Origin of the sequence: Lacihabitans lacunae (genome assembly GCF_042649125.1) — a bacterium.
Taxonomy (GTDB): domain Bacteria; phylum Bacteroidota; class Bacteroidia; order Cytophagales; family Spirosomataceae; genus Leadbetterella; species Leadbetterella lacunae.
This window is the reverse complement of sequence record NZ_JBHRYQ010000001.1, coordinates 1,111,458-1,137,986: the sequence shown is the minus strand read 5'-3', so window position 1 is coordinate 1,137,986 and position 26,529 is coordinate 1,111,458. Positions and strand designations below refer to the sequence as shown.

Sequence of the window (26,529 nt, the reverse complement as noted above, 5' to 3'; positions counted from 1 at the left end):
AAGTGTACTTTAATAATTCAAGAATATTGTAACTTTGAATCCTAAAGTACAGGAATGAGATTTTTAATAAGGAAATTTTTAGATTATAGAGACGTTTTCGCTGTGGCTATGCTATTCTGCGGCTTGCCTATCGTTTACTTTTTTAGGGATGGTCTAAAATTAGCTCCAAACAGTGCAGCTTTTACGGTTGCAGGTGCATTGGGGCCTTTGATTATGACGATCCCTTTTAAAAATCTAAAAAAACTTTATGTGCCCAATCCACTCGCTTATTTTCTTACGATGTGGTTTGTTATCATTACTTTTCTATATCTACTTTTTAGAGATAAATACTCTCCCATTAGTGGTACGTATGAACTTCTTTCTTATTCCTTTATATTTTTCATTTTCTACGCATTCGTGATGATGAGTGCCGACTCGCTCAATAATAATTTTCTGCCAATAGCACTCACTATTTGTATAATTGGTTCTTTATTGTTGATTTATTCGGTTTACAAAGACCCACTATATGTGATAGGGCAGCGGGCTGCAATCAAATTTCGTGAGGAAGAAGAAGGCAATACTGGGAATCCACATATTTTTTCTAAAGTGGCTTTTTTTGGTTTAATTCTAAGTACAATGTTGCTTAAATATCAAAAAAAGTATAAAACCGGAATGATATTTACTTTAGCTACAATGCTTCTTTTTATTGTGGTTTTGTTTCTTACTCAAACCATGATAACCTTTATAACCTCAGCGATTTTCCTTTGGTTATTCTTCATCTTTAATTTTAGTTTTAAGTCACTTTTTAAATCAGTAAGAAGCTTACTGACAAAGTGGTATGTGTTGTTAGTTTTAGGTTTTGGAGTTTATAAAGTGGTGGTGTTAATAAATGAAAATGAAGACGCACTTGCTCCAGTGACCATTTTTGTATCTAATAGGGTGGAAAAACTAATTGGAACTTTAACTGGTGCTCTTTCAGGAGAAGAATCTACCAAAGAAAAGGACGTGGACGTTTCAGCTAGTATGCGTGTATCCTTGATTTCTGCTGTTTTTGAAAATTTAACCGAAAACGTAGAGGATGGTAAACTTCGCTATGTTTTTTGGGGAAATGGATATAAAAACTTATACGTTGATGTGCCTATTTTTGAGGTTTTAGACTCTTTTGGTATCATTATGTTCATTTTCTACATGGTCATTTATTTTTATCTCACAAAAATCTGCATTCTCGAAATGAGAAATCCGAGTTCCATAGCGGCTGAATTTATCGCTTATGGATATATTTATTTTATGATACTCAATCTCACAGGAGGATACGTGATGGATTATACTCGATGGGGCTATTATGCAGTAGTTGCCCGGTTTATACCTGGAGGCTTGCTCTATGTGAAATCAAAAGTAGAAACTAAGAAAACAGACAGCGAACCACAAATAATAGGTGTTTAAAACTCTATTTTCCAATCATTTTTGATGATGTCCGTCATCAAAGCTTTATCTCCTTTACATTTTTCCTCCATTTCCATCACGTTAATGTCTACCAACATTCTGTACCATAGCCCTTGCATAAAGTGAAAAATCCATCCTCTTGGACCATCCAAAATGCCTAAAAGTGGGATCATTCTAATGGTAAAATATAATATAGGTCGTACGCCAAGTGGAAGGTTGTTGTAGAAGTTATTTTTGATTTTTCGTTTTAAAACAGCCTGTTTCACGCTAGAAGTGCTATTAATGTCGGTTGAATATACCAAGTCATATTTTTGATTTAATATGTCAGTGGCTTCTCTTCTTGCATAATTATTGTGTTTGGCTACCCACCAATGAATTGAGTTTAGGTTCTCATCCACCACATCATGGTCAAACTGAATCACGTCTCCACTTTCTAATACGATGTGCTCATCCATGAGCCTTTCCTCACAAATTCCCATCCCAGTTCTAAATATCCGTAGTAGTCTTATTGGATAATACCCACCTCTTTTGACCCATTTTCCTTTAAAAATCATCCTGCGTTTGAGCTCAATGCCACTCACGTTTTCAGGTATACTGTCTAACTTTTCAGTAATTTCTTGTTGAAGTTCTGGCAGAATATATTCATCTGCATCAATTCGCATGGTCCAATCAGTCGAAATGTTGCAGTTTTGTAGACCCCAGTTTAATTGTTTGGCGTAATTATTCTCCCATTTATTTGAGAAAACTTCAGCACCTAGTGCTTTTACTTTTTCTACTGTATCATCAGTTGAAAAGCTATCTACTACACAAATCCGATCACAAAAAGGCAAAAGGCTTTTTATGCAGCGTTCTATATGCTGAGACTCGTTGAAGGTTAATATTAGGGCGGTGATGTTCATATTTTTCAATTCGCACAAAAATAAGCTTCATTTTGAGATATTGCTCCAATTATTAATTAAAAAACGAATTATTATTTAAAGGTTATTCAAGTTTAAAAATCATAATTGGTAAATTTGCCAAGCATTTTGGCACCTAAAAAGAAAAATGAAGATTTTAATTATACATAATATTTTGTGGGCTCATTATAAATCTGCTTTGTTTGAGCAGATTGAAAAAGCCGCCGGCAAAGAGGATGAAGTTTTGGTGCTACAAATTGCCAAGAATGAGCTTTCAAGAAAAAATATGGAAACCACGGAGTTTCCTTATTCGTATAATTTTAAAGTTTTGTTTGATGATTATATTGATAATCTTAGCACATTTAAGAAGTTCAAAGCCCTCGCTAGTTTTATCTTGAAGTTTAAACCCGATTTAGTTAATGCCACGGGTTATGCTGCGGATATTTCCATAACTTTTATAATTCTTTTTTGTCGTTTATTGGGTATTAAAGTCGTAATTTCAAATGAATCTACAGCCTTAGAATCGAATAATAATTTCATAAAAGAAACCATAAAAAAGATATTGGTAAAAAGCTCAAGTGGATTTATATGTTTTGGTAAATTAGCCAAAGATTATATGATTCAACTAGGAGCAAAACCATACCAAATTATAGAAGATAAGGCAGCGGTTGTAGATGATATTCGTATTCTCGAATCGTTTGAAGAAGCAAAAAGAAATAACTTTGCAGTTTCAGATATTAAAACTTCCAAGAATTTTATTTATGTAGGAAGAATAATCGAAGAAAAGAATTTAGGTTCGCTTTTTAATTCATTCGATAGTTTTAAAAGAAACAATATCCAATTTGACGATTGGGGTTTGATAATACTTGGAGATGGCGAATTAAAAGTGGGTTTTCAAAAGTATGTTGCAGATAAACATATTTCGGATGTTTATTTTTTACCTTCTGTTTCGTGGGAAGAGGTTCCTAAATATTTCACCTTAGCTGATGTTTTTGTTTTGCCAAGTAAGTCAGAAACCTGGGGTTTAGTGGTAAACGAAGCCATGATTTGTGGCTTGCCAATTATTATTTCTGACAAATGTGGCTGCTCAAGTGATTTATTGAAAAATAATGGTTTAATATTTCAATCTGGAGATGAAAATACGTTAGAGGCTCATTTAGAAAAGATGGCAAGAGATGCGGACTTTAGAGAAAAATGTGGCTTAAATTCTTTAGAGGTTATTTCGGAATTTAAGGTTGAAAATGTTGGTGCACGTGTTTTAAATGGGTTTATGAATTTATGAAAATATTACATATTACAGGATATACGGTCGAAAGAGGCGGAACCGCAAAAGTAGTTTTTGACCATTCTGGCTATCAAACCCATCATGGACACAAAGTGACCATATTGTCTTTGGAGTTCCCGGGCGAGGAGGTTTATCCTACACCAGAAGGAGTGAAGTTGATATTAGTAAAGCCTCACTTTTTGTCTAAATATGTTTCTAATTTCTCAACTGAATTAAATGATTATCTGAAACTAAAAGGAGACACTTTTGATGTTATCCATGTACACGGTATTTGGTTTTGGGGAAGTGTGGCACCGTTTATTTTTAATAAAAAACCTCGAAAATACATCACAATACACGGCATGTTGGCCAAATGGACCCTTCAGCAAGGTTCTTTAAAAAAGAAGATTTTTGGTTTTTTAATTCAAAATAAGGCCCTTAAAAATGCTGCGGGAATAGTTGCTTTGACCGAAGCCGAAAAGCAAGAGGTGTTGGATTACCAAAAAGTAAATCCAAAAAAAATAATGGTGATTCCCAACACCATTGAAAAAACACTCCCCGCTTCTCCTAAAGAGATAAAGTTTGTAAAGGATAAGTTTGGATTAAATGATGATTCTAAAAAAATACTTTTTTTATCAAGAATTCATAAAAAGAAAGGCTTAGATCTTTTAGTTAAAGCTTTTGCTTTGGTGCTTAAAGAAATAACAGTGCCTATAAAACTAATAATTGCCGGGCCAGATGAACATTATCAGGAGGAACTGCAAACTATTATTAATCAATTAGGCATTAATGATCAAATTATATTTACCGGGTCTGTATCTGGGAGTGTCAAAAAGGCCCTTTATGAAGCTTCTGACATGTTCTGCCTTACATCTTATTCTGAGGGTTTCCCTATGGCAGTTTTAGAGGCTATAGAAGCTAATTTGCCCGTGGTCGTTTCTGATCAAACTCGAATTGATGAAATGATAAATAAATATAAGGCTGGTAAGGTGGTAAAATTAGACATTATGGATATCAAAAATGCCATAATAGATATTTTGACTAATTCAAAAAGTGCCCAAATAATGAATTCAAACGCCCAAAAAATGTTGGAAAAGGAATATGTTCCTAAGAAAATATTTTCAGAGATGCTGAAGCTTTACAAAAAAAATTAAAGTTTCTTTCTGAACTTTCTTAGGACTTTATAAAGTTGATAGGTGTCTTTTACTGCTTGAATTACTATTTTACCACTAGCACCTTTGCTTACGCCCGATGTTCTACTTAAGTATTTTGAAACTACTTCTTTACATTCATGCCCAGAAAGTATCAGCTTAGCACAAATTTCGCTTTCTACCAAAGAACTTTGAAGTTCTAAGTTTAGGTTTACTATCGCTTTTCGTTTGTAGATTTTCACCCAATTGACATCCAACATATAAAAGCCATTAAAGACTTTATTGATTACTTTATTTGCCTGTGAAAGGATATTTCGGGCTATCGAATAAGTTGTATTTTCTTTTCTGTAGAACGAAACAAAGGTCTTATCAGGAACAAAAGAGAAGGGAAGCAGCTCTGAAATATCGAATTGGCCATCGGCCGGAACTGCACAAATGTTTTCGAATTTTGAATTGAAATAACCCGTTCTTAGTGCTTGACCAATGCCTTTATTTACACTATGAGGCAAAAAGCTAAAGTGGCTTTTTCCTTTTATATATTCTTGAATTTTGGTTTGAGAACCGTCCGAACTACCATCGTCTACTACCACAACTTCATAAGCTGCGATATCCATTTGAGATAGGGTATTTTCTACATCAGAAAGTACTTTTTGAACCGAACCTTCTTCGTTATAACAAAAAACTACGATACTCCAACTCTGTTTATTATCAGTCATTTATATCTAAATTAGTATAGATTTACTGCATCTATTACGATGTTAACTTCCTCGTCTGTTAGCTCAGGAAACATCGGTAATGACAGACAATGCTCTGAAAGGTATTCTGTATGCGGGAAATCCCCTTTTTTGTAACCCAAGTATTTATATGCATCTTGTAAGTGACAAGGAACCGGATAATGAAGTCCAGGGAATATATTTTTCGAATTCAAATAACTCATAAAACCGTCTCTGTCTTCTGTGGTTACTACAAATAAATGGTAAATAGATTCGGTGTTTTCGGGCTGTGTCTGAAGTTTTATTTTTTCGTTTTTGATTCCGTTTTGGTACATTTTTGCAATTTCTCTCCTGCGGTTATTCCAGCCTTCAAGTTTACCAAGCTTAAATTCAAGAATACCACCTTGAAGACCATCCATTCTGTAGTTATAACCGATTTCTTCGTGATAGTACCTAACTGTCATGCCGTGGTTTCTAAGCCTCTGCATATGTTTTAGATATGCTTCATTATTTGTAGTTAATCCGCCGGCTTCTCCAAATGCTCCAAGGTTTTTACCTGGATAAAAACTAAAAGTGGCAAGTTCTCCGAATCCTCCAACGGGCTTTCCGTTATATTTTGCTCCTTGGGCTTGAGCAGCATCTTCTACTAAAAATATTTTGTGTTTGTCACATATTGCCTTTAAAGGGGCAATGTCAAATGGTTGGCCATACAAATGTACGCCAATGATGGCTTTAGTTTTTGGCGTAATTGCCTTCTCGGCTGCTTTAACATCTATTTCCCAAGTATTTGGGTCACAATCAACAAAAACTGGCGTAGCTCCTACATAGGATACACCCCAAGCTGTTGCTATAAATGTATTGGCTGGTATGATAACTTCGTCGCCTGGTTTAATATCCAAGGCTAACATAGCCAAGTGTAAAGCTGTAGTTCCGTTATTGCAACCTAAAGCATATTTTGTATCGCAAAAAGTAGCAAAACTATTCTCAAATTTTTCAACGAAAGGCCCTCCTGAAAAAGCCGTTTGACTAAATACTTCCTCTGTTATTTTAAGAACTTCGTCTTTGATTGTTAAGTATTGCTTTTTTAAATCCAGACAAGGGATGTTGATGCTATTTTCCATTAGATTTCGTTACAGTTTTTAATAAATTTCGCTGGATTTCCTGCCACTATTGTGTGTGGAGCTACATCTTTGGTTACTACCGATCCAGCTCCAATAATTGCTCCTTCACCTACAGTGACCCCGCATAAAATGGTTACGCTTGAACCAATAGACGCTCTTTTTTTGATAGTAGTTAATTCCAATTTCCAGTCAGCTTCAGTTTGTGAACTGCCGTCAGCATTGGTTGCTCTTGGAAATCTATCGTTTATGAATGTGACATTATGACCAATAAAGACTTCATCTTCTATTACTACGCCTTCGCAGATAAAACTGTGGCTAGAGATTTTACAGTTTTTACCTATTGTTACCCCTTTCTGTATTTCTACAAATGTTCCTACTTTTGAACCATCGTCTATGCTACAGTGGTAAGCATTTACAAAGTCATAAATTTTTACATTTTCACCCACTTTCACCTGATTAAGGGATTGTTTTGGAGAATCTACGGTCAATATTTGCATGCAATGTTAATTATTCAGCCCAAAATTAGGGATTATTTCAATATATAACTCAGTCGAAAGTGAATTCGCTCTAAAACATTTTAAAGTTTTATCTCTTGGCCTTTGTTATTGATAGATTTTTGTGCCGCATCTAAGATTTTTACCACCTCTAATCCAGATTCCCCATCTACCAAAGGTCTTTGATTTTTATCAATTGCATTTATGAAGTCTTTAGCCATTTCTGAAAGTGCCTCTTTTTGAGCAATTTTTGGAATATAAATATCACCAGCCCTGTAGTCAATTAGCATTTTATGCTTTTCTTCTTCGTTTTTAACATCAAAACCGGTATCATAAATTTTTACTTTTTCCGTTGGTTCTACATCGTCGTACAAACACATTTTTTGGTCGCCACCTATCAATATTCTTCTGATTTTAACAGGAGAAACCCATGAACAACTAAAATGAGCGATAAAGTCTGATTGGTATTGCAGCGTTAAGTAAGCGATATTCTCAAGTTTATTTGAGGTATGCGATTGACCAGTACAAGAAACACTCACAGGTTTTTCGTCTATCAAATAGTTCAATATCGAAATATCATGAGGTGCCAAATCCCAAATTACATTTATGTCTGGTTGAAATAATCCCAAATTTATTCTGGTTGAGTCAAAATATTGAAGTTTACCAAAAGAGCCTTCATCTACCATACTTTTGATTTTCTGAACCGATCCTGTAAACAAAAAAGTATGATCTACTGCTAAAATTAAGTTTTTATCTTTCGCTAAATTCACGAGTTCCGTTGCTTCATCTACAGACGCCGTAAGAGGTTTTTCAACCAATACGTGCTTGCCCGCTAAAAGGGCCATTTTTGCAAATTTGAAATGTAAAAAAACAGGTGTAGCTACTATAACGGCATCAATCTTAGCATCATTAATTAAGTCTTCTATTTTATCCGTAATTTCAATACTAGGAAATTGTTTTTGAGCAATTTTTAATCTTTCTAATCTTAAGTCACACACGGTTTTCAATGTACACCCGGGTGTATTCATGAAATTTCTCAAAAGGTTATTTCCCCAATAACCATATCCTACCATTCCTACATTAATCATACGTTACTATTGTTAGTAGTTTTAAAATTTTTAATAATTATTCTCAAAAAAGCAAATAGAAGTACCACAACGCCTATTTCAGTGATGTATTCTAAAACTTTATATCCACTATTTAGATCTGAAAGACTATGAAATATTGGCATACCTATTCCCCACCAAATAGGCGGTTGAATGACCACAAACAGGTTGAGTAAAAGCAATAGTATCAACCATTTTTTGTTAGTTTGTTCACCAAAGAAAAACACCATAGGCATTAAAAATACATAGGCATAATTAGATAGTGAGCTTTGTTGGATAATCATGAGCCAAACAGAGATTATCAAAAACAGAAATACTAAAAAATAGTGCGGTTTGCTTGTTTTTTTTGATTTGATGGCAAAAAATATCCCCAAAGCCTGAATGCTTACCAAGCCTACCCAGTTCAATATTTTCGGACCGATTGGCACAAAGCCGTTGGTTAATGGATGTAGTACCGACCAGATATTTGGAGTTCGGGGGTCGTTTGCTTGCTGAATTGGTGATAAAAACAAGAGTTCGCTGTGGTAATACATAAACGCTAAACTTGGTATACCTACTATCAATAAACCTAGCATAAACTGCCATGGCTTTTTAGCAAAAATAAAAAGTGCGGGTAAATATAACACAAGCAATGCCTTGGTGGTCAATAGACCCAGACCCATTATTAATCCAGCAAGCAGCCAATTGCTGTTTTTTCTTAATATAAAACATGTCCAAAGCACAAAAGCCCACATCCAAATGTCTTCTTGCCCTCCTAATATAGAGAAAACAAAAGGAGCAGGAAGCATGAGGTATAAGAGTAGATAATAGTTACCAAGGGAGTTTTTATAATATTTATATGTAAACCAAAGTATAATTCCTTCTACTAATACCATCTCTAATACTATCGCTTTTGCGGAGTCCCAAATTAAAAGTGGCAGTGCAGTCAAATAAGGAAAAATAGGAGAGTAGGCTGTTTCAAAATCTCTATATACAAAACCTAGTTTTAATGCTCCTAAAGCCGAGTCGTAAAACATCCGCACATCTGATCTGGCTGAGAAATCTAAAATGACATAAATAATAAGGAAGGGGAGAATGCGTAATATTATAAATGATAACAGGAAAAATAATGCTTTTTTCGAGTTAGGAATTGATGATAATCTCGCTTTTTGAGTGTAAATCACCCAAACTCCTACTGAAAAGAGGACACAAATGGAAAACTTTAGGAGTAAGATTTTTTCAAATCCAGCAACTTCTAAATGATTATTAAATGGAGACATTTAATTTTTTTTATGCAAATTTAACGCATTAGCGGTTCAAAAAAAAGGACTCTTTAGAATTAGCATTTAAATATATGTTTGTATAATAAATAAATTTTCAATCATAGCTTTTAAAAATAATTTTAATTTGTTACTTTTGCACTCCAATTTTTTAGGAATAAAATTAAAATTCAAAAACCATGTATGCAATCGTAGAGATAGCAGGCCAGCAATTTAAAGTTGAAAAGGGTCGTTTCATTTATACCAACCGTTTGGCTGGTGAAGCGAACGCTGAGCTTGTATTTGACAAGGTGCTCCTTGTTGATAATGAAGGTACAGTTTCTATAGGGGCTCCTACAGTGGCTGGTGCTTCTGTAAAAGTTACTATACTTGAGCACCTTAAAGGTGAGAAAGTAATCGTCTTTAAAAAGAAAAGACGTAAAGGTTACCAAAAGCAAAACGGACACCGTCAAGCATTGACTAAAATCCAAATCGAAGAGATTGTTGCTTAATTAAATTATTTATTTAGAAAAAACTTAAAATTTCATAACGATGGCACATAAGAAAGGTGTAGGTAGTTCTAGAAACGGTCGTGAGTCGGAAAGTAAGCGATTGGGAGTTAAATTATTTGGAGGTCAGGTTGCAATTGCTGGAAACATTATTGTTCGTCAGCGTGGAACTAAGCATAATCCAGGTTTAAATGTAGGTGTTGGACGTGATCACACTTTGTTTGCTATGCAGCCTGGTGTTGTAACTTTCAAAAAAGGTCGTGATGGAAAATCTTTCGTTCACGTATTGCCTGAAGCTGCTGAAGCTTAAGATTTAATACAGTAAAGAAAATTAAAAGAGGCATTTGCCTCTTTTTTTTTGATTTATCCAAACTTAAAGTATTTGTATATTGTTTTAAAACAAACAAGAGAAAATAACATGCTGAAGAGAAATACAATGATATATACAGAGTTGAGCCCAAATCCCAACTCAATGAAATTCGTTCTTAATTTTGAAATTGTTCCTGACGGTTTGTCTTTTGATTACCCTGATATGAATTCAGCCTTACAAGAAGGAAAAGCATCACCACTTGCGGCTGATTGTTTTCAATTTCCTTTTGTACAAAGGGTATTTATTTCTTCAAATTTTGTGACTATAACAAAATCCGACGATACTGAATGGGAAGAGGTGCTTTTTGATTTTAAAAAATTTATAAAAATCTACTTTGATGAAAATCATCCGGTTTTTGAAGAAAAAACCATAACAGCAAATACATTAATTGTAGATGAAAACGATGGTCCTATAGTTTCTAAGATTAAGTCAGCATTGGATCAATACGTCAGACCGGCTGTAGAATCTGATGGAGGTGCTATTAACTTCGCATCATTTGATGAGGAAACCGGAAAAGTAAAAGTATTTTTACAAGGTTCATGCAGTGGGTGCCCATCTGCTACTGTAACTCTCAAAGACGGAATTGAGCGTCTCCTGACAAATATGATACCCGAAGTAAAACTTGTAGAAGCAGAAGGAGTTTAACTAAACTCCTCTATTGCTTTTATCATTGCTTGCGTATGTCTTCTTTGCTGCATTATAACTGGTGCAGCAACTCTATCTTTACAATCAAAAAGCGAGCATTTTTCGCATGTCTGATTTACGTCTCTAGTTTTTAGTTTTGGATCGTTCAAAAATCTAATCTTTGATTTCAGCGTTTCGTCAATCTCAAAACCAATTGTGATACTCACATTTGTATTTTCTAAAATATTTATTGGCCTTGCAATGGATAATACAAAGTATTGATTACCAGCGTCTATGTAGTTTGATATTTGAGATTCAATCAAGAGTTTATCTAATTCGCCTGGCTTTTGTATAAGCGAAAGTGAATTTAGGATATTCAATGAAATCCAGCGTCTACAATAGTTTTCGTTTTTACTTTCTTGCGGGTCGTGTTGCTTGGTTAAGTGTAGCTCTTTTGTGAGGCTATAGTTTTTTGAGCCAATAGGGGCTTCAAAACGTAAGAAAAATAGTTTGTCTATTCCGAAATGCTCAGGTAAAAGACTGAATATTCGATGTAAAAGTGTTTCTGGAGTAGTTTGAAATCCATCAATCATTTCTTTTAGCGTTTTAGACTCAAAAGTCTCAGACGCAAAGAACTTGGTTAACTTTTCAATTAGTCTATCTTTTCTGATTAAGATGGCTCCTGCAAAATACGAAGCCTGAAAGTTATTAAATACTTCGTCAAATGAGTTTACCTGAATCCAAGAAGAAGTCAATGGTCTTTCTTTAATACCCATATATAAAAATCCAAGTTCGCGTGCCAAAGTAAACGCCCTTTGGTCAGACGAGATCCTTTTGTTGATTTTTATCTTTTTTGTTTTAGGAATATAAATAGACCTTATCGTAGCCAAAGTAGGATTGTCAATCTCGTCAAAATACTCAATAGTGATTCCGTATTTGTCTGAAAGATAGTTGCTTAAATAAAATTCATCTATTTGAATATCAGATTGTATGCTGTTTTCTGCTAAAAACCGTTCGGCTATTTCTTCTAATTCGGGGAAATAGTTATTGTACATTTCCTGGTACGAACGCATCACAGCAAAATAGAATTGCTCAACACTCATGCTGTAACTTCTTCCTATCTTAATGATGGTATTTATGAATGCACTCAATTTGGTGGGTGCATCAGATAACATTTCTAATAGATTTGCAGGGTCAATTCCAAAAAAATCAAACGGTATTTCGGTCAAGAAATTTGATTTTAGAAGATTTGAAATTGGCTCAAGTTTTCGGCTAAGCTTAAGTGAAACAAGACTATCGTACTCAATTTCTAATGCATCTGCTAATGCTGAGATTTTATCTGCTTTTGGGTACTTTTTCCCTTTTTCTATCTCATTTATATAGGATATTGAAAGCCCCGATTTTTGAGATAAGTCATTAAGAGATAGTTCTTTTTCTTGTCTAAGTTGTTTAAGTTTTAGTCCAAAAATTAATTTTATATGGTCGGTATTAAGGCTCATTAAGTATTTTATTCAACAATTTAGGTATAAATATACTGAAATTTTACTCGAAAAATGAACCTTTTCGAAACCACTACAAAATGTTTTTTTCTTTTGGACTGAAAACTATTTCAAATTACTTAGATTCTGAAAACTCTAATCTAATATTTGAGCCTACACCACTTAAAAAACCATCAGTTCCAGAATTTAAAATTAACTTTCCCTGAACAGCAGACACTATTCCAAAGTTACCATTAAAGCCATCGATATTGATTTTCATTTGAGTGCTGTCAGCATTTAACGCCCAAGTGCCTTTGTTAACTATATTTTTGGTCAGTTTATCCGACGCTCTAGTTTCCTGATTGGCCCTAAATTCGAAAATAAGACCATAAAGTGCTAAAGCCTGAATATTCAAAGACGAATTTGAGATCGTTTTTCCATTTTCATCTGAATATCTATCTAATTGCCAGCTGTTTTGTACTAAAACTTCGGCAGTGGTTTTGGTAGGTGTAACACCAGATTTGTCTTTGCAAGAAAATATGAAAACCGAAATACACAATATAAGGATGATATTTTTCATTAATAATAAATTATTTTTGTATCTAACGCTTAAGAATATATAATATGATTGCAAAAATAAGAAAGTTTAGCTCAGGAATGATTTTTAATGTGATTCTCATTGCCACTTTTTTTATTTTTTCTTCGAAGTTAGCAAATTCACAAATTTGTGGGCCAAACCCCGACTTTATTTTTCAAACTCCGAGCCAATTGGGATATATTAATTGGAAACAATTTCCGGAGTTTACTTTACCTTTTAAAGTGATTTATGGTGGCGGACCTCAGTTTTCTGACTACCAGACAATGTTAAAAAGGGGATACACGCATTTTTCAAATCCAAATTACCTATGGCTTTTGCCTGTCAAAAACAGGGCATATATTTACTATGGAGTCGCTTTTCCGGGTAATAATCAGCCTTGGGAAACACAAAAGAATCCGTGGGGGAATGATTTGCAAGTATATAAAAACCACTGGGATTGGAATTTGGGCAAAATGAGATCGGATACTCAAAGTCCAGATAAAATAGAGACTGATATGCTTGTTTTTGATATAGAAAGGCAAATAAAATCAAATGACTCTATTTTACTTTTAAAAACAAGTAGCACCATTCCTGCTGATATAAAAGCACTTAGCGATCAGAACTTTATTTTAGCATATAAAAAAGAGCTTCAAAACCGATACGCGGAAGCCATGAGATATGCCACTAAAGAATTATCGGCAAATACCTCAATAATAAGTTCGTATACGGATAGCCCAATATTGAATACATTTATAAATATTCAAGGAAACTCGTGGGAAGAATGGAAAACTGAAATAGCAGAGACTAATTATTTAACTTTTGATTTTGCCAATAATAAAATAGGAGGTGAGGTGTATAATTTGCAAACACACATGACGCCTTCGGCATATTTTTACTATGATTATCCGCATATATTTGCTCCTGAATATTTGTCTTACCTTTTGTTTCAATGTGAAGCTAACAGGGCATGGACAGATAAAGAATTGATACTTTTTGTTTGGCTGAAATATAGCTATAACAAAGACTTTATTCATAAACCCATAAAACCATGGATGGCTGAGGCTTGTGGTATTTTTCCATTTTTTGGAGGTGCTAAAGGCATTTGGTTATGGGAGCAAACCGGAATTTTAACCGAAAAAGAAGATCTTTCCAATTATGAATATTTCACGAAAGGCCTTTACAGAGTTTCGCAATACAAACAGATGTTTGAAGGCAATTATCAGCTAGTTGAGGCTATTTCGGCTCGTGATTATAACGAAAACAAATTACCAATTTGGAGGGGAGTTTATAAAGATGGCAAAATGCTAGTAGCTGCACAAAATCCCCATGCCAAATCAGCAGACGATGTGGTAACTCTGAAAATGAATTATAATAATTTTTCAAAGGAAATTTCGCTGAAAGGCTATGAGATTTATATGTGTATGTATGATGTAAACTTAGCCACAGCTACAGAAAAAGAACCTGAAACACTGCAAGTTTATCCTAATCCAAGTGAAGGGCTAATTAATTTATCTCTAAGCAATTTGGAGTCTGGGAATTTAGAAATTTCAATAAAAACGGTGGATGGAAAAACGATGTATTCTGAAAATCAGCAAATAAAGGTAAAAGAATTAGAGAAGACCATTTACCTTGAGAAAAATCAGAATAGTCAACTGCTTATAGTTGAAATATTAAACAACACTAAAAGGCAGACAAAAAAACTAATTTTGAAATAGCCATGGATTTTCAAACTGAGCCTTTTACGTTTTTAATTTTATCTGAGTATAGTTTTGGGGTGTTTTTTGAAGAGAAATTAGACTTAGAAACCCATAAAAAGGTAATTGGTTTCCACCAAAGTATTCAAGAATTAAAGCCAAAATGGCTAAGAGATACGGTTGTTTCTTATAATTCGATTAGTTTTTATTTAAAAAAAGAGTTTATTCAAACAAAAAATGACCTTTTAGCTATTCAGAATTATTTAAAGGAAATTTGGGGAAATATAAACCATTCCGAAGCAGTAAGTAAAACCAAACATCATTCAGTATTAGTGGACTATAGAGGGGATGATTTAAAGTTTGTTTCTGCCTACACCAAATTGTCTATCCAACAGATAATAGAATTTCATACAAAGCCCATTTACACAGTTGCTGCAATCGGTTTTTTACCGGGTTTTCCATATTTGTTAGGAATGGATACTCGCCTTTTTGTGCCTCGAAAAAGCACTGTGCCAACTATCATAAATAAAGGAAGTGTTGGCATTGGTGGCTACCAAACGGGTATTTATCCACATAATAGTCCGGGTGGGTGGCAAATTATTGGTCATACCGACTTTGAGCTTTTTTCATTTGAAAACCCGGCTGTATTGGAAGTAGGAGATACGCTAACATTTGTTGCAAATAGGGTATGAAAGTCATTAAAAAAGGAGTTTTATCTACATTTCAAGATCTAGGAAGGGCAAATTCTAGGTCAAAAGGTGTAAATGTGGGTGGAGCAATGGATGTGTATAGTTTTAAGTTATTAAATCTGATTTTACAAAATACCGAGAATGAGACGGCTATAGAAATGCATTTTCCTGCTCCAGTCTTTGAATTTGAAGAAACATGTGTTTTTGCTATCTCTGGAGCTGATTTTGGTTGTTTACTCAATGGGAAAGAGATTTTACATTTAAAACAATATGGTGCTCAAAAGGGAGATGTTTTAAGTTTTTCGAAGTGGAGTTTTGGTCAAAGATGCTATTTGGGTGTAAAAGGTGGTTTTGATTTGCCTAAATGGCAAAATTCTGCAGCCACTAATTTACAAATTGGATTTCAAAAAATGGAATCGGCGATTTTGCTAAATAAGCATGATAGTAGAAAAAATAGTAATTTAGGTATTTTTAGAAATGATTCTTTCTTTAGAAAAATAATTAGAATTGTGCTTGCTGAATCAATATCAAATAATAGTTTAGAAGCTGTTTTTTGTAAGAATAATTTTGTAATTCAAAACGAAAGCAATAGAATGGGATATAAGCTTTCTGGGCCATCGCTTAGTTTTTTAAATCTAAAGGAAAAAATTTCGTTTGGGGTAGGTTTTGGTTCTATTCAATGCCTTCCTAATGGGCAACTGATCGTATTAATGGCGGATTCTCAAACCACAGGCGGTTATCCAGTAATTGGTTTTGTGGCACAAGCTGATTTACCTTACTTAGCTCAGATGGGTTCTGGTCAAAGCTTTTATTTTGAGATAATAACTTTAGATCAGGCATTTGATTTAATAAATGATCAAAATCTTTTTTTGAAGCAAGTAGAAGCTAGTTTGAAAATTAATGTGAAATGATAGAAATAAACTGCGACTTAGGAGAAAATATTGAAGCTCTAAATTCAGGTTTGGATTTTGAGTTAATGGAATTTGTAGACGTGATTAACGTAGCCTGTGGCGGACATGCAGGTGATGCCCACATAATGACCGAAATAGTAAAAAAAGCCGGTATGAAAGGCCTAAAAATAGGGGCACATCCTGGATTTGAAGACAAAGCGAATTTTGGAAGAAAAAATATGGAACTTTCAAAGAAAGCAGTTTTCGATTTGGTCAAAAAACAAGTATTGACTTTGCAAGAGGTGGTAGAAAATCAAGGTTTAGTTGTAAATCACGTAAAACCTCACGGTGCATTGTATAACATGGCCGCAAATAGAGTGGATTATTCCGAAGCCATATGCGAGGCTTTGCTTTCGATAAATCCAAAACTGAAACTGTTTACTTTAAGCGGAAGTTTGAGTGTTTCGATAGCTCAAAATATGGGCCTAACTGTTTGTCAAGAAGGTTTCGCAGATAGAACTTATTTGTCTGATGGAAATTTGTCTCCAAGGCATATTAAGGGAGCTGTAATTGAATCTGAAGAAAAATTGAAAAAGCAGATTTTGCTTTTGAAAAATGAGAGCTCAGTTATTAGTTTAACTGGTCAAAAAATAAAACTTAATGTAGATACTTTGTGCATTCATGGAGATACGCCAAATGCTTTAGAGTTTGCCAAAGTTATATGGCAAACCCTAAAAAACTAATTATTGGGCCAGTTGACCACTTAGTCTAAGCAATTCTAGTGCTGATATTTTTACGTTATATTGTGCGTTTACAAGTCTACTTAGGGCGTTGTTAAACCTGGTTTGAGCATCGTTCAATTCTAAAATGGTAGATGCTCCAAGTTTAAACTTTTCAAGCGATATTTCTAAGTTTTCTTCAGCTAGTGCCTTGTTTTCAAGTTCAAGTTTAAGTAAAGTTTCATCGTTTTGGTTTTGATAATATGCAGTTGTTATGTCCATCTCAATATTATTTAACCATTCTTCTTTTTGAACTTTAATAATTTCACCATTGATTTTTGCCAATTGAATGTTCCGATTATTCAATTGCCCATCAAATACCCGCCAAGTTGCCGTTATACCAGTATTAAGCCCAACACTTTGATTAAAAGTGATTAAGCCTGCGTTGTTGGTATTAAAATTATATCCAAACGAAGAAGTAAGACCGACTCTTGGAAGTTTAAATGACTTTGCTTCTTTCTGGTTCAATAAATTGATTTCTTCGCTTTTCTTTAATAATAAATACTCTTGATTTTTCATACGAGCATTTTCAAGTAGAATTTCTAGGTTATCTGAATTCGTGTATCCCGAAAGATCATTTACTTCAAATTCTGTTTTTGGGTCTCTTGCCAACAAACCGTTCAATCGGATTTTAGCTCCTTTTAATTCATTAAGCGTATTTACCAAATTCGCTTTTTGGGTGCTATAATCAGTTTTGGATTGTAAAAAGTCTAACTTAGACCCTCTACCAATTTGCCAACGCTCCTCCGTTATTTTTAGCCTTTCTTCGTAATATCCGATTATTACTTCTAAATATGATTTGGACTGCTGAAGTCTTTGAATATCGTAATAGGCTTGCATAACATTACTAAGCGTATTTTGAACCAATAGTTGATTCTGAATTCTACTTTGTTGGCCCTGAGAGTTTAATCTCGAATACACTGCTTGCATTCTTCTACCATCATATAAAGTCCAGGCTAAGCTCAAATTAGTGTTCGGTGTAATGGAGGTACCAAATCTTTGAACACTTCGGCCATCAAAGAACTTTTGGTTTACCTGATTAAAGGAGCCACTGTAACTTGTATTCCAGTCTATGACCGGCGAATAGCCAGCATTTGCTTTAAATATTCGGTTATCTGCTGCTTCTATTTGTTTTTGCGAAACTTTTAGTCCCCAGTTGTTTTCCATTGCGATAGACTGTGCTTCCTCTAAAGAAAGCATAGTCTGAGAAAAAATGAGTGGACTATTCAGTAATAATATAATTAAAATAGGTATTTTTTTCATTTGGGTTTATCTTATATTTCCACCATTTCGTCTATGGCTTTCATTCTTTCAAAGTTTTTCTTTTTACTTAAATAAATATACATGGCTGGTATCACGTAAAGGGTCAATATTAAGGATAATAACAACCCGCCAATCACCACGATTCCCATTGAGCGTCTGCTTGAACCTGCAGCCCCCAAAGCTAGTGCGATAGGCATTGCACCAAATGTGGTAGCAAGGGTAGTCATCAAAATAGGACGAAGACGAAGCGTTGCCGCTTCTATGGCCGCGTCTACTTTTTCCAAGCCTTTTTCGCGAAGTTGGTTTGCAAACTCTACAATCAAGATACCGTTTTTAGTAACCAAGCCAATTAACATAATCATCCCAATTTGACTGAATATATTAAGTGTTTGGTCAAATAACCAAAGCGATAACAATGCACCTGCAATGGCTAATGGAACCGTAATCATGATTATAAATGGATCTACGAAGCTTTCAAACTGTGCTGCCAAAATTAAAAATACCAAAATCAGGGCTAATCCAAAAGAGAATAAGGTATTTGAAGAACTCTCAGCAAAGTCTCTTGAAGAGCCTGTTAACGCCGTCTTTATTTTTTCGTCGTTAAGTTTGTCTCTAATGCTATTCATTGCGTCTATTCCGTCTGAGATGGTTTTTCCAGGAGCTAATCCGGCAGAAACTGTGGCACTCATATATCTATCAAAGTGATAAAGCTGAGGTGGGCTACTGTTTTCTACAACTGTCACAATGTTATCTAATTGCACTAGTTCGCCAACATTGTTTTTAACGGACATACTTTTTAAGTCAAAAGGCTCATTTCGGTCGTTTCTTGCAAACTGACCGATAACCTGATATTGTCTTCCATTCATTGTGAAATAACTAAATCGTTGACCTGCAAAGGCTAATTGCATGGTTTGTGCTACGTCTGCAACAGCCACGCCCATACTTTTTGCTTTTTCTCTGTCAATTTGAATAGAAAGTTCAGGTTTGCTGAATTTTAGATTCACATCTGAAATAGTAAAAGTTGGGTTTTTTTGAACTTCTTCTACAAATTTTGGAAGGTATTCTCTAAGTTTTGCAAAATCTGGAGCTTGAATAACATAGCCTACTGGTAAGCCACCTCTTTTGTTTACGGCAATAGTTTGTTGTTGGTTTACAAATGCTCTTGCTTCAGGCAGTTTTTTCAGTAAACCTGTCATATAATCGGCTACTTCCTCTTGAGATCTTTTTCTTTTGTCTTTTGGTTTTAGGGTAACTCTACCAAAACCCGTATTGGCACCGCCAGAACCTGCAAAACCAGGAGCAGTTACTGTAAGCATACCGTTTAGTTCAGGAACGGAGTCAGTGGTTATCTTAGCGGCTTTCTGAATATAGTTATCCATATACTCGTATGAAGAGCCCTCTGGCCCTAAAAAGCTTATTTGGAGGTTACTCCTGTCGTCTAAAGGTGCTAACTCTGATTTTAATTCAGAACCAAAATAATAAACCATACCAAATACTACTACCAAAATAGGTGCAACCAGCCATTTTTTAGAAATGAAGTTTTTTAAACTATTCATATAGCTTGATTCCATTTTTTCGAAAAATGGCTCCGTAGCGATATAAAACTTGGTTTTCTTGGTTGTTTTTCTATTTAAATAAGCATTTAGCATAGGTGTTAACGTAAGAGAAACAAATGCTGAAATCAAAACCGCAGCAGATAATACCACACCAAACTCTCTAAATAATTTACCAACGAAACCTTCCATAAAGATTACGGGTAAAAACACCGCCGCTAGTGTAATGGAAGTAGAAAGAACTGCAAATATGATCTCATTCGAGCCTTTTACAGCTGCTTCAATAGGATTCATACCTTCTTCTATTTTTTTATAAATGTTTTCAGTTACAACTATACCGTCATCCACCACTAGTCCTGTAGCCAAAACTATAGCCAATAGTGTCAATACATTTATGGAGAATCCAAATAGATACATGATAAAAAATGTACCTACTAACGAAACCGGAATATCAATAAGTGGTCTGAAAGCCACTATCCAGTCTCTGAAGAATAAGAAGATGATGATTACTACCAGGATAATTGCTATAATTAGTGTTTCCGCTACTTCTTCAACCGATTGTTTCACAAATACCGTGTAATCTAAAATAGTACCTAGTTTATAATCAGGAGGAAGAGTTTTTTCTATCTCTGCTTTTCTGATGTAAACTTCTTTTGCAATATCTAAATAATTGGCTCCTGGTTGTGGTTGTATCGCGATTCCACACATCGGAATTCCATTCCAGCGTAATATAGTCTCTTGATTTTCAGATTCAATCTCGGCATAACCCACATCTTTAAATCTAACGATTTGTTCGCCCACGTTTCTAACAATCATGTTGTTAAAGTCTTCGGCATTTGTAAACCTACCGATGGTTTTAACTACTAACTCTGTATTATCGCCTTGAAGTTTTCCAGAAGGCAATTCAACATTTTCTCTATCTAGAGCTGTTTTTACGTCTTGAGTGGTAACACTAAGAGAAACCATCTTCTCAGGATCCATCCAAAGTCGCATTGAGTATCTTTTAAAACCCCAAATTCTGATTTCACTGACGCCCTCAATGGTTTCCATACGAGGTGAAATTACATTTTCTGCATAATCTGACACCTCTAAGATACTTCTGGTATCACTTTGTAGCGATAGAGAAATAATGGTTTCGGCGTTTGCATCTGCTTTTCTTACCGTAGGAAGGCCGTCGATGTCTTTCGGAAGTTGAGAAACCGCCGTAGAAACTTTGTCTCTTACGTCGTTAGCAGCTTTTTCCATATCAACACCGATATTAAATTCGATGGATATGCTTGAATTTCCTTGGTTTGACGATGAGTTTATCGAACGAATACCTTCAACACTATTAAGTGCTTTTTCTAGAGGCTCCGTAATCTGAGATTCCACGATGTCGGCATTGGCACCAGGATAGCTTGTGCTTACACTAACTATTGGTGGGTCAATAGAAGGGTATTCCCTAACACCTAAAAACTGAAATCCAATAAACCCGAAAAGGAGTATCAGCAAATTCATTACGATTGCTAATACGGGTCTTTTTATTGATAAAGTTGAAATTGACATAATTTTTATTTGGGTTTAGTAAATACGCTTGTACCTGTTTTCAAAGTCATTAATCCACTCGTAATAAGTGAGTCACCTACATTTAAACCTGATAAAATCTGTAATTTACTTTCGTTTCTTAGGCCAGAAACTACATTTACTTCTTCGGCTTTGCCATTTCTTTTCACAAAAACCTTTTTACCTTCCATAGTAGGTATAACGGTTTCACTTGGTATCATTATCGATTGTTGGCTGCCAAGGTTAAGTAATACTTTGATAAACATACCTGGCAATAACCTGTTACTTGCATTTGGAGCGATAGCCCTAACGGTAAGCGTTCTTAGTTTGTTGTCTATTTGTGGGTCAATGGCCAAAATTCTAGCACTGAATTTGTCATTTTCGCCATCTATTTGAAACTCGATGTTTCTTCCTGGTTTTATTTGAGGTAAATATTTTTCAGGAACAGAAAAATCTATTTTAATCGGATTGTATTGCACTAAAGTTGTAATCACATTTGCAGGAGTTACATATGCACCAAGTGATATATTTTTTAATCCTAACTTTCCTGAGAATGGAGCTCTTATTTCTGTTCTCGAAAGCTGAACTTTTAATATTTCTTTATCTGCATTTAGTGTGAAGACCTTGTTCTGAGAAATTTCGTATTCTTCTCTCGAAATAGCATTGATGTCAAGAAGCTTCTTTTGTCTAGCTTCTATCTGATTTGCTAATTTTTCTTCGATTTCTATTTTTTTCAATTGGGCTAAAATATCATCATCCTTTATTTTAGCTATCAAAGTTCCTTTAGAAACTACTGCTCCTTCTGGGATAACAAGTTTTACTATTTTTCCCGAAATCTCACTTTTTATTTCTACTTCTTCGTTGGCAACCGTACTACCAGAAGAAAAAACGATTTGATTTGATTGGTCGATTCCTACCAAAATTGTATTTACTGGAATCGGCTTGGCATTTTGGGCTCCTTTTGGGTCTTTTGAATCCCCACCTTTAGAACCATCAGCAGGGTCATTGCTCCAGAAGAAAATCTTCCCTAAAATCAGACCTACCAAAATAATTCCCGCAATAATTAATGGACGCATGTGTTTGTTGAGGTTTATTTAATAATAATACATGAAAATAATACTTTTAAGCCCTATATGGTTCACCCTAATGGATGACACTATGAATTGAATAGACAAAATTCTATATTTAAGAAACCTAGGCAAATTAACTCAAAAACATCGAAATTGTTATTCAAATGTAGTTTAATACACCTATTTTTGACCGAAATATCCTATATCAAATGCAAAAAAATAAATCGAATTTTTGGGCCGCTGCATTGTTGATGGCAACATCTGCTATTGGGCCCGGATTTTTAACGCAAACTACTGTTTTTACCAACCAATTATTGTTCAATTTTGGCTTCGTTATCGTACTTTCCATCCTAATGGATTTGGTAGCTCAGATTAGCATTTGGCAGGTATTAACAGTAAGCAACAAACGTGCCCATGAGTTAGCCGATGAAGTTTTTAAAGGTGCCGGTGTAATATTATCATTGGTGGTTTTTATTGGCGGACTGGTTTTTAATATTGGAAATTTGGCAGGAGCAGGGCTTGGCCTAAATGCAATTTTCGGAATTGAAGTTTCCTTTGGAGGTTTAATTTCAGGGCTAATAGTAGCCATAATTTTTATTTCTAATCAAAATTTAAAAATCATTGACTTTTTAGTTAAAATTCTCGCGATTGTCATGGTTTTTTGTATTGTATATATGGCATTTAATGTGAAGTTACCTACGGATAAATTAGCATTCGGCACTTTTATGCCAGATCAAATAGACTTTAAATCTACAATAACATTGGTGGGCGGCACGGTAGGAGGGTACATTAGTTTTGCTGGTGCACACAGACTTCTAGAGAGTAATATTAATGGAATTGAGAATCTCAAAAAAGTAACAAAAAGTGCATATTCGGGAATATTAGTTACAGGTATTTTTCGCTATATGTTTTTTATTAGCATTCTTGGTGTGATACTTAGTGGGGCTATTTTAAACGAAAACAACCCTACCTCTTCTGTTTTTGAGACGGTTTTCGGAAAGTATGGGAAAATCATGTTCGGTATTATTATTTGGGTTGCATCATTTTCATCTGTTTTAGGAGCAACATTTACCTCCGTTAGTTTTGTGAAGAATTTTCAGATATTTAAGTTTAAAAATCCAAATGTGCTTCCTTTATTATTTGTAATATGCTCAGCTATAATCTTGTATGCTTTTGGTAAGCCGGTTTGGTTATTAGTATTTGCTGGATATATCAATGGTTTCATACTTCCCTTCGCTTTGTCGCTTGTTTTGGTGGCAAGTAGGAGGCCGACGATAGTGGGAGATTTTAAATTAGCAAGTATTTATTACTATTTGGGATGGTTTTTGGTAGCTGGATTGTTGATTTTTGCTGTTTTAAGCTTAATAAATTAAAAGTTTTCTGAAAAAATAAGGTTTCTAAAGTCAATTATAATAAATTTGCGTAAAATTAAATCAAAACAAAATGTTCGGACATCAATTTCCTACTTACTTGCCAATCGCTTTTTTTGTTATTTTGCTAGTTACTGCTGCTATTGTTGGCAGATGGTTAGTTAAAAACGATAAAAATTACAAAGGAATAATTAAAAAGTAATTCGAATTTAAAATATTCCTTCTCGAAGGTGCAAAATTAAGGTATTAGGAAGCTTCTTTTCTAATACCTTTGCTATTATATAGCTTCTAGTTCCGTTTGAACAAGCAACTATTAGGGTCTTAAATTTTGAAAGATCTTCATAGAACTCTTTTAGCTTGTGACTTGGCACATTTATTCCTCCAATATTAAAATCAGCAAATTCTTCTACTTCTCTAATATCAATAAGTTGACATTCGTCTTGTTTTAAAAACTCAGGCAATTCCTTAATACTTATTTCTTTTAATTCACTCATAGTTTGTTGTCGTCTGCAAAGCTGTAAAAACCGTTATTCGTAAAGATAATATGGTCAGAAATAGTAATTTCTAGCATTGTGCCTAATTCTACTATTCGTTTTGTAAGCTGAATGTCTGCGTTACTTGGATTAAGATTTCCTGAGGGATGATTATGAGTTAAAATTACCGCACTTGCCAAGTGCTCTATAGCGTTTTTGAAAATTATTTTAGGGTCTGCCACAGTTCCTGAAACGCCGCCAGTACTAATTTGAATAGGCTTAATAATTTCGAGGTTTCGATTTAAAAGTAAAATCCAGAATTCTTCATGATCGAGATCCAATAGATATTTGGAAAAATATTGGTAAGCCACATAGCTAGAGGTTATTTTAGTACGCTTTTCTTCTTCACTTTCTTTTCTTCTCCTGCCGAGTTCCAAAGCTGAAACTATTGTTATGGCTTTTGCTTCGCCTATTCCTTTAAATTTCATCAGGTCTTTTATGCTGAGCTTTGCCAGGTTATTTAAATTATTTCCTGCGTGACTGAGTATGAGTTTAGATAGGTCAACCGCGGAGAGTTCTTTTGTGCCTGATCCTATCAGAATCGCCAAATGTTCGGCATCTGTAAGTTGGCCTTTCCCTTTTAATAGAAGTTTTTCTCTTGGCCTGTCTTCTTCTGCCCAAGATTTTATGTTGGATTTGATGTCGTAGTTCATATGGGTTTTGTTTGCAATATAATCACAAATATGAATATACTAAAAAAGGCTGAACCTTTTGGGTTCAGCCTAAAATATTATAATTGTAATAATTATGCAGCTAACGAAGTAACAAACTTAGTCAATGAAGACTTAAGGTTTGAAGCTTTGTTTTTGTGAATTACATTCTTGCGAGCAAGTTTGTCTACCATAGATGAGATAGTTTTAAGTAATTCAGATGCTTCTGTTACATCTTTAAGAGAACGCAATTTTCTAATCGCAGTTCTTGCAGTTTTATGCTGATAACGATTTCTCAAACGTTTTGCCTCGTTTGATCTGATTCTTTTTAACGCTGACTTATGATTTGCCATTGATATAAATATTGTCTAAAATTCTATGTTTCTGATTCGGGTTGCAAAGATAGGTATTTCTATTCTTTATGCAAATATTTAATAGAAAAAAACTTAAAAAAGTGACTTGGGTTTGATTTTAAGTTCATTTTATGTGATTATTTGTTTTTTTTACTAAAAAAAACGCACATTCGAAAAAAAATAACAATTCAGTTTCGCCAATATTCTCCAAAAAATGCACCTTTGTCATTTCAATAAAGTCATCAACAAATATACGAATGAAAAAATATGTTTTGGGCGTAATTGCTCTTTCTTTTGCGTTTTCATGCAAGTCTGTCAATCAGAATAAAGGCAACTCTAAGGAATCTTTGGTAGATCAATTTTCAAAACCGGAGTACAAATTGCCAAGGGTTTCGGTACACCGTGGGGGAGGTTACATGCCTATGTGGCCGGAGAACTGTTTAGAATCATTTCAGTATGTTTCCTCAAAAATGCCATGTATAATTGAATGTGACATTGAAATGAGCAAAGACAGTGTTTTGGTATTGATGCATGATCAGACATTAGATAGAACTTCTACCGGAAAAGGTAAAGTAAGTGCTTTGGAATATAAAAATCTATTGAACTATTCGCTTAAAGACAATTTCGGCAATATTACAACTTATAAAATACCGACTCTAAATGCGATTTTGACTTGGGGGAAAAACAATGTGATTTACACTTTAGATGTAAAAAAAACTACGCCATTTAGAATGGTGACTGCCCAAATCAAGGAAAAAAACGCATACAGCTACGCAGCTGTAATCACTTATAATCTCAAAGAAGCCGTTGAGGTTTACAAGTTAGATCCTAAAGTGTTGATTTCTGTCAGTTTAATGCAGGTTGCAGATTACGAACGATTGCACGGAGCCGGAATTCCCGATAAAAACATGGTGGCATTTATTGGTACTAGAGAGCCCAAAAAAGAATTGATTGATTTTTTACATACTAAAAATATCAAGACAATTTTGGGTGTATTGGGCAATTTAGATAAAAAAGCAGAAGCCGCTAATAATACGCTTTATACTACCTGGGCTTCATTAGGAGTTGATATTTTTGCTACTGACAGGCCTTTTGATGTTTATAAGGAAATCAAACAATAGTTTAAAGGATATTTAAGAAATAAGCTTATATTTAAGGATATTTTCTAACCGAACTAAAA

Annotated in this window: 27 protein-coding genes; 13 read left to right on the top strand and 14 right to left on the bottom strand. The window is 34.5% G+C overall.

Annotation, left to right across the window (positions count from 1 at the left end):
- The first annotated feature begins 54 nt into the window (after positions 1-54).
- Complete coding sequence (locus ACFOOI_RS04835) at positions 55-1,422, top strand: hypothetical protein (RefSeq protein WP_379835664.1); 1,368 nt, start codon at positions 55-57, stop codon at positions 1,420-1,422.
- Here ACFOOI_RS04835 and ACFOOI_RS04830 read toward each other — a convergent pair.
- Positions 1,419-2,321: a glycosyltransferase family 2 protein gene (locus ACFOOI_RS04830; RefSeq protein ID WP_379835662.1), complete on the bottom strand. Its 903-nt coding sequence runs from the start codon at positions 2,319-2,321 to the stop codon at positions 1,419-1,421. The two genes, ACFOOI_RS04835 and ACFOOI_RS04830, sit on opposite strands and share 4 nt — an antisense overlap.
- 145 nt (positions 2,322-2,466) lie before the next feature.
- On the opposite strand from ACFOOI_RS04830, the gene ACFOOI_RS04825 reads away from it, so the two are divergent.
- On the top strand, positions 2,467-3,600 hold the full coding sequence (locus tag ACFOOI_RS04825) for a glycosyltransferase family 4 protein (protein WP_379835660.1): 1,134 nt from the start codon (positions 2,467-2,469) through the stop codon (positions 3,598-3,600).
- Positions 3,597-4,736 carry a glycosyltransferase gene (locus ACFOOI_RS04820; protein ID WP_379835658.1) on the top strand — a complete coding sequence of 380 codons (1,140 nt, stop codon included), beginning with the start codon at positions 3,597-3,599 and terminating at the stop codon, positions 4,734-4,736. Before ACFOOI_RS04825 ends, ACFOOI_RS04820 begins: the two co-directional genes overlap by 4 nt.
- On the opposite strand, the gene ACFOOI_RS04815 is transcribed toward ACFOOI_RS04820, so the two are convergent.
- The 5 genes from ACFOOI_RS04815 to ACFOOI_RS04795 all read right to left on the bottom strand — a co-directional run bounded on the left by ACFOOI_RS04815 (position 4,733) and on the right by ACFOOI_RS04795 (position 9,426).
- Entirely contained in the window at positions 4,733-5,449 is a 717-nt protein-coding gene (locus ACFOOI_RS04815; protein ID WP_379835656.1) for a glycosyltransferase family 2 protein, read from the bottom strand. The two genes, ACFOOI_RS04820 and ACFOOI_RS04815, sit on opposite strands and share 4 nt — an antisense overlap.
- Before the next feature lie 11 nt (positions 5,450-5,460).
- Positions 5,461-6,567, bottom strand: a complete 1,107-nt coding sequence (locus ACFOOI_RS04810) for a DegT/DnrJ/EryC1/StrS family aminotransferase (RefSeq protein WP_379835654.1) — start codon at positions 6,565-6,567, stop codon at positions 5,461-5,463.
- A complete protein-coding gene (locus ACFOOI_RS04805) occupies positions 6,567-7,064 on the bottom strand; it encodes an acyltransferase (protein WP_379835652.1) in 498 nt (165 codons plus the stop codon). The genes ACFOOI_RS04810 and ACFOOI_RS04805 overlap by 1 nt, the downstream gene beginning before the upstream one ends.
- A gap of 80 nt (positions 7,065-7,144) precedes the next feature.
- On the bottom strand, positions 7,145-8,149 hold the full coding sequence (locus tag ACFOOI_RS04800; RefSeq protein WP_379835650.1) for a Gfo/Idh/MocA family protein: 1,005 nt from the start codon (positions 8,147-8,149) through the stop codon (positions 7,145-7,147).
- On the bottom strand, positions 8,146-9,426 hold the full coding sequence (locus ACFOOI_RS04795) for a hypothetical protein (RefSeq protein WP_379835648.1): 1,281 nt from the start codon (positions 9,424-9,426) through the stop codon (positions 8,146-8,148). The genes ACFOOI_RS04800 and ACFOOI_RS04795 overlap by 4 nt, the downstream gene beginning before the upstream one ends.
- A 179-nt stretch (positions 9,427-9,605) precedes the next feature.
- On the opposite strand from ACFOOI_RS04795, the gene rplU reads away from it, so the two are divergent.
- The 3 genes from rplU to ACFOOI_RS04780 all read left to right on the top strand — a co-directional run bounded on the left by rplU (position 9,606) and on the right by ACFOOI_RS04780 (position 10,929).
- Entirely contained in the window at positions 9,606-9,917 is a 312-nt protein-coding gene (rplU, locus tag ACFOOI_RS04790; RefSeq protein ID WP_379835646.1) for a 50S ribosomal protein L21, read from the top strand.
- Positions 9,918-9,957: 40 nt separating this feature from the next.
- Positions 9,958-10,224: a 50S ribosomal protein L27 gene (rpmA, locus tag ACFOOI_RS04785; protein WP_379835644.1), complete on the top strand. Its 267-nt coding sequence runs from the start codon at positions 9,958-9,960 to the stop codon at positions 10,222-10,224.
- Between the two features lie 108 nt (positions 10,225-10,332).
- Positions 10,333-10,929 (top strand): NifU family protein, encoded by a 597-nt coding sequence (locus ACFOOI_RS04780; RefSeq protein WP_379835642.1) that lies wholly within the window; start codon positions 10,333-10,335, stop codon positions 10,927-10,929.
- Here the strand turns inward: ACFOOI_RS04780 and ACFOOI_RS04775 are convergent.
- Both ACFOOI_RS04775 and ACFOOI_RS04770 read right to left on the bottom strand, forming a co-directional pair.
- The gene (locus ACFOOI_RS04775) at positions 10,926-12,407 is read right to left on the bottom strand and encodes a helix-turn-helix domain-containing protein (RefSeq protein WP_379835640.1); all 1,482 of its coding nucleotides are present in this window, start codon (positions 12,405-12,407) and stop codon (positions 10,926-10,928) included. The genes ACFOOI_RS04780 and ACFOOI_RS04775 overlap by 4 nt on opposite strands.
- A 115-nt stretch (positions 12,408-12,522) precedes the next feature.
- Positions 12,523-12,966 (bottom strand): hypothetical protein, encoded by a 444-nt coding sequence (locus tag ACFOOI_RS04770; RefSeq protein WP_379835638.1) that lies wholly within the window; start codon positions 12,964-12,966, stop codon positions 12,523-12,525.
- A 44-nt stretch (positions 12,967-13,010) separates the two neighbouring features.
- On the opposite strand from ACFOOI_RS04770, the gene ACFOOI_RS04765 reads away from it, so the two are divergent.
- Genes ACFOOI_RS04765 through ACFOOI_RS04750 form a run of 4 tightly spaced genes read left to right on the top strand, consistent with a single transcriptional unit; the run spans position 13,011 to position 16,979 of the window.
- Positions 13,011-14,678: a T9SS type A sorting domain-containing protein gene (locus ACFOOI_RS04765; protein WP_379835636.1), complete on the top strand. Its 1,668-nt coding sequence runs from the start codon at positions 13,011-13,013 to the stop codon at positions 14,676-14,678.
- A gap of 2 nt (positions 14,679-14,680) precedes the next feature.
- Positions 14,681-15,349, top strand: coding sequence for a 5-oxoprolinase subunit B family protein (locus ACFOOI_RS04760; protein WP_379835634.1), 669 nt, complete (start codon positions 14,681-14,683; stop codon positions 15,347-15,349).
- Positions 15,346-16,257, top strand: a complete 912-nt coding sequence (locus ACFOOI_RS04755) for a 5-oxoprolinase subunit C family protein (protein WP_379835632.1) — start codon at positions 15,346-15,348, stop codon at positions 16,255-16,257. Before ACFOOI_RS04760 ends, ACFOOI_RS04755 begins: the two co-directional genes overlap by 4 nt.
- On the top strand, positions 16,254-16,979 hold the full coding sequence (locus tag ACFOOI_RS04750; RefSeq protein WP_379835630.1) for a 5-oxoprolinase subunit PxpA: 726 nt from the start codon (positions 16,254-16,256) through the stop codon (positions 16,977-16,979). The genes ACFOOI_RS04755 and ACFOOI_RS04750 overlap by 4 nt, the downstream gene beginning before the upstream one ends.
- On the opposite strand, the gene ACFOOI_RS04745 is transcribed toward ACFOOI_RS04750, so the two are convergent.
- From ACFOOI_RS04745 to ACFOOI_RS04735, 3 genes are read right to left on the bottom strand one after another with little or no spacing between them, the layout of a single operon-like run.
- Positions 16,980-18,278, bottom strand: a complete 1,299-nt coding sequence (locus tag ACFOOI_RS04745) for a TolC family protein (protein ID WP_379835628.1) — start codon at positions 18,276-18,278, stop codon at positions 16,980-16,982.
- Between the two features lie 11 nt (positions 18,279-18,289).
- Positions 18,290-21,376, bottom strand: a complete 3,087-nt coding sequence (locus ACFOOI_RS04740; RefSeq protein ID WP_379835626.1) for an efflux RND transporter permease subunit — start codon at positions 21,374-21,376, stop codon at positions 18,290-18,292.
- Between the two features lie 5 nt (positions 21,377-21,381).
- A complete protein-coding gene (locus ACFOOI_RS04735) occupies positions 21,382-22,449 on the bottom strand; it encodes an efflux RND transporter periplasmic adaptor subunit (protein ID WP_379835624.1) in 1,068 nt (355 codons plus the stop codon).
- A 203-nt stretch (positions 22,450-22,652) separates the two neighbouring features.
- Here ACFOOI_RS04735 and ACFOOI_RS04730 point away from each other — a divergent pair, with 203 nt between their 5' ends.
- Together ACFOOI_RS04730 and ACFOOI_RS04725 are read left to right on the top strand one after the other, a co-directional pair.
- Positions 22,653-23,816, top strand: coding sequence for an NRAMP family divalent metal transporter (locus ACFOOI_RS04730; RefSeq protein WP_379835622.1), 1,164 nt, complete (start codon positions 22,653-22,655; stop codon positions 23,814-23,816).
- Positions 23,817-23,886: 70 nt separating this feature from the next.
- The gene (locus tag ACFOOI_RS04725; RefSeq protein WP_379835620.1) at positions 23,887-24,015 is read left to right on the top strand and encodes a hypothetical protein; all 129 of its coding nucleotides are present in this window, start codon (positions 23,887-23,889) and stop codon (positions 24,013-24,015) included.
- 7 nt (positions 24,016-24,022) lie between these two features.
- Here ACFOOI_RS04725 and ACFOOI_RS04720 read toward each other — a convergent pair whose 3' ends face one another.
- From ACFOOI_RS04720 to rpsT, 3 genes are all read right to left on the bottom strand, one after another.
- Positions 24,023-24,307: a rhodanese-like domain-containing protein gene (locus ACFOOI_RS04720; RefSeq protein WP_379835618.1), complete on the bottom strand. Its 285-nt coding sequence runs from the start codon at positions 24,305-24,307 to the stop codon at positions 24,023-24,025.
- Positions 24,304-24,999, bottom strand: coding sequence for a RadC family protein (gene radC / locus ACFOOI_RS04715; RefSeq protein WP_379835616.1), 696 nt, complete (start codon positions 24,997-24,999; stop codon positions 24,304-24,306). The genes ACFOOI_RS04720 and radC overlap by 4 nt, the downstream gene beginning before the upstream one ends.
- Positions 25,000-25,091: 92 nt before the next feature.
- Positions 25,092-25,349, bottom strand: a complete 258-nt coding sequence (rpsT, locus tag ACFOOI_RS04710) for a 30S ribosomal protein S20 (protein ID WP_379835614.1) — start codon at positions 25,347-25,349, stop codon at positions 25,092-25,094.
- Between the two features lie 257 nt (positions 25,350-25,606).
- Here rpsT and ACFOOI_RS04705 point away from each other — a divergent pair, with 257 nt between their 5' ends.
- Complete coding sequence (locus tag ACFOOI_RS04705; RefSeq protein WP_379835612.1) at positions 25,607-26,470, top strand: glycerophosphodiester phosphodiesterase family protein; 864 nt, start codon at positions 25,607-25,609, stop codon at positions 26,468-26,470.
- Positions 26,471-26,529 lie beyond the last annotated feature (59 nt).